The organism is Klebsiella sp. Ech2A, from assembly GCF_030078455.1.
Taxonomy (GTDB): Bacteria; Pseudomonadota; Gammaproteobacteria; order Enterobacterales; family Enterobacteriaceae; genus Klebsiella; species Klebsiella terrigena.
The window spans coordinates 1-2985 of record NZ_JAQGFU010000326.1; the positions used below are offsets into that span (position 1 = coordinate 1).

General features: G+C 61.5%; 3 protein-coding genes and 1 pseudogene. All 4 read left to right on the forward strand.

The features are described from left to right. Positions 1-95, forward strand: a 95-nt coding sequence (locus PFH44_RS26345) for a hypothetical protein (protein WP_283826661.1), incomplete at its 5' end; no start/stop codon positions are given. Positions 96-228: 133 nt separating this feature from the next. Then, on the forward strand, positions 229-1566 hold the full coding sequence (locus tag PFH44_RS26350; RefSeq protein WP_045853245.1) for an MFS transporter: 1338 nt from the start codon (positions 229-231) through the stop codon (positions 1564-1566). Positions 1567-1579: 13 nt separating this feature from the next. Further along, a complete protein-coding gene (locus PFH44_RS26355; protein WP_283826660.1) occupies positions 1580-2458 on the forward strand; it encodes an SMP-30/gluconolactonase/LRE family protein in 879 nt (292 codons plus the stop codon). Between the two features lie 106 nt (positions 2459-2564). Further along, positions 2565-2985, forward strand: a pseudogene (locus tag PFH44_RS26360) (MFS transporter); the annotation flags it as partial.

Here is a 2985-nt window from a genome sequence, read left to right on the forward strand (position 1 = left end):
AAATGGAACGCAGCGGCGCGCGCACCGGCCTGGTGACCATGTGCATCGGCGGCGGACAAGGCATTTCGATGCTGTTTGAGCGCGAAGGGGCGTAGAAAAACGGCCCGAAGTGGGGCTTCGGGCCGGGCGTCGTTCGGGTCAGCGCCCGGCGACAACCTGAGAGCTGACATGCGGGATCGGCACGATCCCGGCAAGGCTTCTGACCACGATTACGGGGAAATAATAACCATGTCCGCAATAAATGAAAAGGCGATGAACGATACGCCACTCCGGCAAACGCATAAAAAGATCTATCGTCACTTGATGCCGCTGCTGATCGTGGCGTACATCATCAGCTTTATCGACCGCACCAATATCGGCATGGCGAAAGCCAGCATGTCGGTGGATATTGGCCTCTCCGCGACCGCCTTCGGGCTGGGCGCGGGGCTGTTTTTCCTCTCCTACTCGATACTGGAGATCCCCAGCAACCTGTTTCTGACGAAGATCGGCGCCCGGCGCTGGATCGCCCGCATCATGATCACCTGGGGGATCATCTCCTGCGCGATGGCCTTCGTGACTGGGCCAACGTCGTTTTACATTATGCGCCTGCTGCTGGGGGCTGCGGAAGCGGGGCTGTATCCCGGCATCATCTACTATCTGACGCTGTGGTTTGGTCGGGAGGAACGCACCAAAGCCACCGGTCTGTTTCTGCTGGGGGTCTGCTTAGCCAACATCATCGGCGCGCCGCTAGGCGGGCTGTTGCTGAATCTCGACGGCGCCGCGGGCTGGCACGGCTGGCAGTGGATGTTCTTTATTGAGGGCCTCCCGGCGATCCTCCTCTCCGTCATCGTGTGGCGCAAGCTGCCGGATAAGCCCGCGGATGCGCCGTGGCTGAATGCCGAAGATATCCGGGCGATCGACGCCGATCTCGCCCGCGAAGCGCAGGAGACCAGCCATGTTCCCGCCCGTTTTTCCCTCAAAACCGCCCTCTCCACCCGCGTGTTCCTGCTGCTGGTGCTGATCTACTTTACCCATCAGTTCTCGGTATACGGGCTGAGCTACTTCCTGCCGGGGATCATCGGCAGTTGGGGGCAGCTGACGCCGCTGCACATCGGTTTTCTGACCGCCATTCCGTGGGTGGCCGCTGCCTGCGGCGGGGTGCTGCTGCCGCGCTTCGCCCGCACGGAACAACGCTCGCGCCGCATGCTCATGACGGGCTATCTGGTGATGGCGGTCGGTATGGCGATCGGTGCCGCCGGCGGCCAGGGCGTCGCACTATTCGGCTTCTCGCTGGCCGCCTTCATGTTCTTCGCCATGCAATCCATCATCTTCAACTGGCTACCGTCGATCATGAGCGGCCATATGCTGGCGGGCAGCTTCGGCCTGCTCAACTGTCTTGGCCTGTGCGGCGGTTTTCTGGGGCCTTTTATCCTCGGCGCCTTTGAGGATCGTACCGGTTCCGCCACCTCCGGACTGTGGTTCGCCGTGGCGCTCTTGATCGTCGGCGCGCTGGTGGCGCTCTTTATTCAACGCCAACCCTCACATACCACCGCTGCGGCCAGTCCCGCAGGCGGGGAAAAAATTTAACCAGGAGACAATCATGCGCATTGAAGTGTTGCTGGATTTAAAAACCCGACTCGGCGAAAGCCCGGTCTGGGACGTAGAACAACAGCGGCTCTGGTGGGTGGACAGTCAGGACGGGCGGCTGTTCGCCTGCAACGCCCAGGGCGGCGCGATTCAGAGCAGGGACGTGCGGCAGAAAATCGGCTCCTTCGCCCTGCGCCAGAATGGCGCAGGCGCGGTGGTGGCGCTGCAGCACGGCGTGCATCTCCTCGATTTCGCCAGCGGCGAACTTGAGCTGCTGCATCACCCGGAAGCGGACCGACCTTTCAACCGCCTGAACGACGGCAAGGTGGACCGCCAGGGGCGCTTTCTCTTCGGTTCGATGGATATGCGCGAAGAGGAGCCGAGCGGCGCGCTGTATCGCCTGGATGCGGATCTGTCGCTGCACGTGCTTAAGGAAAACATTATCGTCTCCAACGCCCCCTGCTGGAGTCCGTCGGGCGATACCTTCTACTTCGCCGACACCTGGACCGGCGAGATCCGCGCCTGGGACTACGACGCCGCCAGCGGCAATCTCTCCCGCGAGCGGGTGTTCTGCGAGGTGGATCGCAGCGAAGGCGGCGCGGCGGACGGCGCCACCGTGGACAGCGAAGGCTGCCTGTGGAATGCGCTGGTCTACGCGGGCAAGCTGGTACGCTATACGCCGGAGGGCAAGGTGGACCGCATTATCGAGATGCCGGTGAAGAAAGTCACCAGCGTAATGTTCGGCGGTGAAAACCTCGATGTGCTGTACGTAACCTCGATGGCGCAGCCGCCGCTGCCGCGTTTCCCGGAAGATAATCAGCTGCGCGGCAGTCTGTTCGCCATTTACGGACTGGGCATCAAGGGCGTACCGGAGCGGCGCTTCATCGGTTAAATCACTATCCGGTTCGCCGTCAAAATAATAATACCCGGTGAACTTACTCTGACCCTGACAACAAGCGGCGCCCATCACGCTGTCGCGGTGCCGTGGAGCAAACACTATGACAACGATTAATCAAACGCCTGCCAGCGAAAAAGGCGTGAAAAAAAAGCTAATACATCGTTTCTCCTGGGTTTCACTGCTGGTGTGCTGGCTGATCTGGGTGCTTAACGCCTACGATCGCGAAATGATCCTGCGCCTCGGGCCGGTCATCTCAAAGGAGTTTTCCCTCTCCCCGGAACAGTGGGGTAACCTGGTGGCGCTGATCATGGTCGCCCTGGCGATCCTCGACATCCCCGGTTCGATCTGGAGCGATCGCTATGGCTCCGGCTGGAAACGCGCGCGTTTTCAGGTGCCGCTGGTGCTGGGCTACACCGCCCTGTCGTTCATTTCCGGGATTAAAGCCATCAGCCACGGGCTGACCGCGTTTGTGCTGCTGCGGGTCGGGGGGAACCTCGGGGCGGGCTGGGGGGAACCGGGCG